Origin of the sequence: Streptococcus sp. SGI.013 (assembly GCF_050315295.1) — a bacterium.
GTDB classification, from domain to species: domain Bacteria; phylum Bacillota; class Bacilli; order Lactobacillales; family Streptococcaceae; genus Streptococcus; species Streptococcus porcorum.
The window spans coordinates 25,751-32,409 of sequence record NZ_JBNPOS010000021.1 but is presented as its reverse complement, the minus strand read 5'-3'; the positions used below and the strand labels follow the sequence as shown (position 1 = coordinate 32,409).

Here is a 6,659-nt window from a genome sequence, read left to right as displayed (position 1 = left end):
TTTTCAGAATGGCCTTATGCAGGTCAGTCCAAGCTATTTTTCACAAACCTATCTTTTAGGAGATGTCAATTATCAAACAGTTGGTTTAGATGATAAAGGAGCTATTGTTGAGAAATATTCCGATTTAATCAATTCACTGGATGATAAGACCAATTTCCAACTGACCATTTTCAATCAAAAGGTCAATCTGGAAAAATTCCGTAAGAGTATTCTCTATCCCCTGCAGGAAGATGGGTTTGATGCTTATCGTGATGAATTAAATCGCATGATGAATGCCAACTTAGAGGCGGGCGAGAACAACTTTTCGGCTGTCAAGTTTCTTTCATTTGGCAAGAGCGACCAAACACCAAAACTAGCTTTTCGGTCGCTGTCGCAAATTGGTGAATATTTCAAGAGTGGCTTTTCAGAGATTGATGTATATCTTGGTCTGCTTGGTGGAGAGGAGCGAGTGAATGTCCTTGCGGATATGTTGCGAGGTGAAAATCATTTACCGTTCTCTTACAAGGATTTGACCCTATCAGGTCAATCCACCAAACACTTTATTGCCCCAACCTACCTTTCCTTTAAACACAAGAATCATATTGAATTGGACGATAGATTATTACAGATTGTCTATGTTCGTGATTACGGTATGGAGCTAGGGGATAAATTTATTCATGACCTCATGCAGTCAGATTTGGAAGTGATGATTAGCCTGCATGCCAAAGGCTCAACTAAGTCTGAAACCATGACCAAGCTACGAACCAAGAAGACCTTGATGGAATCACAAAAAATTGGGGAACAACAAAAGATGGCTCGGACTGGCATCTATTTGGAGAAGGTCGGCCATGTTCTTGAAAATAATATCGATGAAGCAGAAGCTCTTCTTCAAACCATGACCCAAACAGGAGATAAACTGTTTGACACCGTATTTCTAATTGGCGTGCTGGCGGATACCGAAGACCAACTCAAACAATCTCTTGATATTATCAAGCAAGTGGCAGGGTCTAATGATATGATTATCGATAACTTGACCTACATGCAAGAAGCGGCCTTTAATAGTCTCTTGCCATTTGGGAAGAACTATCTTGAAGGTATCTCTCGTTCTCTATTGACTTCAAACATTGCCGTGAATGCACCGTGGACTTCCGTAGATATTCAGGACAAGGGTGGGAAATTTTATGGCATCAATCAAATCTCAAGTAATATCATCAGTATTGACCGTGGCAAGTTAAATACTCCGTCAGGGTTGATTTTAGGGACTTCTGGAGCTGGCAAAGGGATGGCGACAAAACACGAGATCATCTCTACTAAGCTCAAGGAAGCAGATAGTGATACTGAAATTATTATTGTCGATCCAGAAAATGAGTACAGTATTATCGGTCAAGCCTTTGGTGGGGAAAGTATTGATATTGCCCCAGATTCAACTACCTTCTTAAATGTCTTAGATCTATCAGATGAGAATATGGATGAGGATCCGGTCAAGGTCAAGTCCGAATTTCTCTTGTCCTGGATTGGAAAGCTCTTGGACCGCAAAATGGATGGTCGTGAGAAGTCCTTGATTGACCGTGTGACACGACTTACCTATAAGCATTTTGACACACCGTCATTGGTCGAGTGGGTCTTTGTCTTATCTCAACAACCTGAACAGGAAGCTAAGGACTTGGCACTGGATATGGAACTCTATGTGGAAGGGTCGCTGGACATATTTTCACATCGGACCAATATTAAAACAGACAGTCATTTTCTGATTTACAATGTCAAAAAGTTAGGCGATGAATTAAAACAAATTGCCCTTATGGTTATCTTTGACCAAATTTGGAATCGGGTGGTAAAAAACCAAAAGCTAGGGAAGAAGACCTGGATTTACTTTGATGAAATGCAGCTACTTCTATTGGACAAATATGCCTCTGATTTCTTCTTTAAACTCTGGAGTCGTGTCCGTAAGTATGGGGCGATACCGACAGGCATTACTCAGAATGTAGAAACGCTACTTTTGGATGCCAATGGTAGACGTATTATTGCCAATAGCGAGTTCATGATTCTTTTAAAACAGGCTAAGAGCGATCGCGAAGAATTGGTGCATATGCTTGGACTTTCCAAGGAACTGGAGAAATACTTGGTCAATCCTGAAAAAGGGGCTGGACTAATCAAGGCCGGTTCCACCGTCGTCCCATTCAAAAATAAGATTCCACAACACACCAAGCTCTTTGACATCATGAGTACGGACCCTGAAAAAATGAGGACATGAGATGAAAGAGGATAAAAAGCTAGTCAAACAAGCCAGACAAAACTTTCGAAGCAACTTAAAATCAGCCCGTATGCATTATCGGAAAGAAGTTAGGACCTTAAGACAGACTGTTCCTAAAAAAGGACGATTTCGAAAACCAGCCCAAAATTCTCTTTTTCAGGAAAAGAAAACAGAGTTCAAAGAAAATCTACTCAGTAGCCAAAAGGAAGCAGAAGAGAAGTTTCAAAAGGAAATTACCTATGTGTCTCCTAGCCTGTTGAAGGTAAAGGAAATCAAGAACTATCGACTTCCGCAAGCTCAAGAGCGTTCGCGGACGGCAAGAAAACATTTGTCAGAAGTGAAACTAAGTGAAAAGTCTAAATCGGTAAATCCCAAGTTTACTTTCCAAAAAGAAAATCCTTCCCTGAAGTCTCGCTTTCAGTTTCACCAAGAAAAATCATTTGATCGACTCAGTGCAGAAAAAGACGTAAGTTCTGCCAAGCGTGAAGTCAAACAACTCAAGAAAGTCCAAAAGACTAAGAAAAACTCTACCAAAGTCAAAGTTGGATTAGGCTTAGCTGCATCTGAATCCCTTGACCTGATAGCACAGGAGGATGATTTAGATGGTCTAAGAACCATGAAGGATACTAGTTTGAAAGGCATACGCTATGGAAGGTTTACCTTTCAAGCAGGTAAAGCGGCGGTAAAAAGTGGACAGACTGGTGTGCGTTTTACAAAGACGAAAGTGGCTCATGGAAAGGAACGATTCCAGAACTTCAAAAAGGGCAAAGGATTCACACGCCAGAAACCACTTAAACCACAAAGACGCTACCAAACCTTTTTAAAGCATGCCAGAAAGTACAGCCTTGCAGGAGTTAAGGGGGTTGTCCAAGCCATTAAGGGAAGTCAGACCTTCTTTTCTGCGATTGCGGGAAATCCTTTGACTTGGATTGTCTCAGGCCTTCTCTTGATACTCCTTTTGATGATGAGCTTTTTCATGAGTGTCTCAGGTAGCAGTGTCATTCAACAAGATGAGATGGAATTGACCAAGGCCTATACCCACATGACGTGGGAAGATGCGGAGCATACGAGAACTAACGAAAAAGGGATTACCTACTACACCAAGATTGATGAGGTCATGGTTTACATGAATCATCAATACCAAGACTACAAGCTTGACGATTTCATGGAAAAAGGTGGTGCGACCTACAAAGCATTTCTCAGTCAAGTCTGGACGGACTTAAATGGTGGAGACTCTATTAAATCCATGTCTGACTTGTATAAAGAACCTGCTTACAAGCTGTCTGAGGAGGCCCAAGAAGAGCTAAAGGAATTGACCGCAGAAGGCAACTATTTAGCCCTTCAAGAATTGGACAATCCCTTCCAGGGACAGACCGATGAAGATAATTTAAGTATGTTATACCGATATGGTTATGAGGTCATTGATGAAAAACCAACGCTTCATCACTATATCATCTTAGAAGCAAAAGAAGGTCAAGTCATTTTGGCTCCGATGGATGGCAAGGTATCTCTTGATGGGGAGAACGTTGTTTTGACATCTGGTAAGGGAGTCAATAAGACTAAACTAACCTTGTTTGGCATTCATTCAGGCCGAGTGAGTGAACATCAACAAGTCTTGGCAGGAGACATTATTGGTCAGACCAAAGACGGAACGGGTCTAAAAGTCACCTATCAGAAGGTCGATGATGACACGGATAAGTTGGTCTTTGTCAATCCAGCTTTCTACTTTCCAAAAGTGATCCAGGTTCAGACCACCATTCTTCCAACTATTGGTCAGTTTGGTGGCGACGAGTTCGAGAGAGCAAAGGCGATTTATGATTATCTTAAAAGTAAAGGTGTAACCAATCAAGCTATCGCAGCGATTCTAGGAAATTGGTCGGTAGAATCCTCTATTAACCCCAAGCGTGCGGAGGGCGACTATCTATCTCCTCCTATTGGTGCGACAGACAGTTCGTGGGATGATGAGGGTTGGCTCTCACTCAATGGGCCAACTATATACAATGGACGTTACCCAAATATTCTCAAACGTGGTTTAGGCTTAGGACAATGGACGGATACCGCAGACGGGTCACGCAGACATACCTTATTGCTCGAATATGCCAAAGGAAAACATCAAAAGTGGTATGACTTAGGCTTACAACTGGATTTCATGTTGCATGGGGATAGTCCTTATTACACCAACTGGTTAAAGGACTTCTTCAAAAATTCAGGAAGTCCAGCTAGTCTTGCCCAACTCTTTCTCATTTACTGGGAAGGAAATAGTGGTGATAAGCTACTTGAACGTCAGACTCGAGCAAGTGAGTGGTATTACCAAATTGAAAAAAGCTTTAGTCAACCCAACGGCGGGACAGCACAAAGTGATCCAAAATCTTTAGAAGCTGTACGAGGAGACCTTTTTGAAAACTCTATCCCAGGAGGTGGTGACGGTATGGGGTATGCCTACGGCCAATGTACTTGGGGCGTCGCAGCCCGCATCAACCAACTGGGTCTAAAACTCAAAGGTAAAAATGGTGAGAAGATTCCAATTATCAGTACCATGGGCAATGGCCAAGATTGGGTGCGTACAGCCGCAAGCCTCGGTGGTGAAACTGGAACAAGTCCGCAAGCAGGAGCTATTCTTTCCTTTGCGGGAGGAGGACATGGCACACCAGCAGAATACGGACATGTGGCTTTCGTCGAAAAAGTCTACCCAGATGGCTCATTCCTTATCTCCGAAACCAACTACAATGGTAATCCAAACTACACCTTCCGTAAATTATCTGGGGTGGATAGTAGCTTGAGTTTTGCCTATACGACGAAATAAAAAAGGATATGCTAACAATAATTGGATTTGTTAGCATATCTTTTGTGCTTTTTTGTCACGATTAATCAGAATTTATAGAAATGAGAACTGTTATGAGACGAATCATCTCATCAAGAACATCTGCAAGTGAAATCCCTTTTGTATAGCTATTTTTTTTTGAATAATTTTGCCATTGTTTATTCTGAATAGGGTCAGATTTGAACCTCTCGAGTAGTTCAATAATCTTTACAAAATCGAGTTCTGTTTCGCGATATGAAAATGTTCTCTGACAGGCATTTTTCAATTGAATGAAGTCAATGTCTTCTTTCTTCAGTTTTGAAATAATATAAACATCGTAAAAATCTTTGCTTCTGCTGTTCAAGAAGTTGCGTGAATAGATGGTTTGAAGTTTCTCAGCTAGAATTGTTTCAATTGTATAAGCAATGATTGGAAAATTGTCTTCATCAAAAATAGCTTTATAGTCGTATGTTATCGGCTGAGGAGTTACAACATCACCTGTCGCTATATCCAAATGGATAACTTGTTTAATATTCTCAAGTTGGCACAAAATGGTCGCACGATAGCCACCATATTCATCACTTTCTTTTATAGCTGTGATAGATTGAATTGTGAAAGAAATACCTTTTTCAGAATCTGCTAAAACTTCTTCAAGTTGCTGTTTAACAGTTTCTTCTGATAGTGTTATTTGATGGAATAAAAAGTCAATATCAACAGTGCTACGAGATTCAACTCCGATGACATTCGAAAGTAGGAATCCTCCTTTGAAGATATAGTGATTTGAATAGGTACTCTGACTTAATTTTTTCAAAATCACTTCAAGAAAGTAATAGGTCATCACGGAATTAAAGGTTAAACCAGTATTCTTTGATATTTTATGACAGAGTGCTGTTAATTTAGCTTTGTTCATATTAGAACCTCCAGAGTTTGTTTAACTTTTTCTAAAGTATTCATTTTTGTCGCATATTCATAGAGTTTTGCTAGATTTTTTTTAGGATAGTTCCCATAAGATTGAAGTGTCTTGACAAAGAGTTCGGAATCAATCTTTTCTCGATGTATTACAAAATCACAAATAATACGTTCAAAATCATATACCCTTACGTTGTTTCCCATAGGAGTAGGTACAGTAGTCATTCCCAGCTCGCTGTATTCTTTAGAGACAAAGTGAATATTTAGATTAGCTGGAGGAGTATTAAAGCGGTAGCCTCTAGGAACTGTCACATCAAAATATTGTGGAATTTCATCTGTAAACTGTTGTAGATACAGTGCCGAAATATAAGAGAAAATAGCCTTAGGAAAACGATATTGAAAGAAGTAGTATTCATCATAGTCTCCGTTTTGGGTTAGGAAAATACCTTTTTCAACTCGGAAGATAATGCCTTCTTTCTCTAGTCTTGTCAGATATATTGTTGGAATACCTAGTGCTTTACAATCTTTGTTTGTGACAATTCCATTGTTCTTTTCTATAAAATCGAGTAGAATCTCTTTTTTTGACATACGGCCCCCCACTTGTTGCTTTTACACTACAATTTTACAATATTTGTGGTATAAAAGCAACATTTTCTTTTCCCTCATTTTATTGTGATAACAAAATCAAGCCTTCTTTTTTATGATGAGGAAAGAGTGACA

4 protein-coding genes are annotated in these 6,659 nt (G+C 40.0%); 2 read left to right on the top strand and 2 right to left on the bottom strand.

The features are described from left to right. Both ACQRDX_RS06510 and ACQRDX_RS06505 read left to right on the top strand, forming a co-directional pair. On the top strand, positions 1-2,230 hold a 2,230-nt coding region (locus ACQRDX_RS06510), incomplete at its 5' end, for a VirB4-like conjugal transfer ATPase, CD1110 family (RefSeq protein WP_427895489.1). Between the two features lies 1 nt (position 2,231). After that, positions 2,232-5,033, top strand: a complete 2,802-nt coding sequence (locus ACQRDX_RS06505) for a phage tail tip lysozyme (RefSeq protein WP_427895487.1) — start codon at positions 2,232-2,234, stop codon at positions 5,031-5,033. 61 nt (positions 5,034-5,094) lie between these two features. Here the strand turns inward: ACQRDX_RS06505 and ACQRDX_RS06500 are convergent, their stop codons facing one another. Further along, positions 5,095-5,940: a nucleotidyl transferase AbiEii/AbiGii toxin family protein gene (locus ACQRDX_RS06500; protein WP_024412121.1), complete on the bottom strand. Its 846-nt coding sequence runs from the start codon at positions 5,938-5,940 to the stop codon at positions 5,095-5,097. Continuing rightward, a complete protein-coding gene (locus ACQRDX_RS06495; RefSeq protein WP_000037239.1) occupies positions 5,937-6,527 on the bottom strand; it encodes a type IV toxin-antitoxin system AbiEi family antitoxin domain-containing protein in 591 nt (196 codons plus the stop codon). The genes ACQRDX_RS06500 and ACQRDX_RS06495 overlap by 4 nt, the downstream gene beginning before the upstream one ends. Positions 6,528-6,659: the final 132 nt, after the last annotated feature.

Coding starts and splice junctions, on each gene's coding strand:
- ACQRDX_RS06505 (WP_427895487.1), top strand. CDS start 2,232: ATGAAAGAGGATAAAAAGCTAGTCAAACAAGCCAGACAAAACTTTCGA.
- ACQRDX_RS06500 (WP_024412121.1), bottom strand. CDS start 5,940: ATGAACAAAGCTAAATTAACAGCACTCTGTCATAAAATATCAAAGAAT.
- ACQRDX_RS06495 (WP_000037239.1), bottom strand. CDS start 6,527: ATGTCAAAAAAAGAGATTCTACTCGATTTTATAGAAAAGAACAATGGA.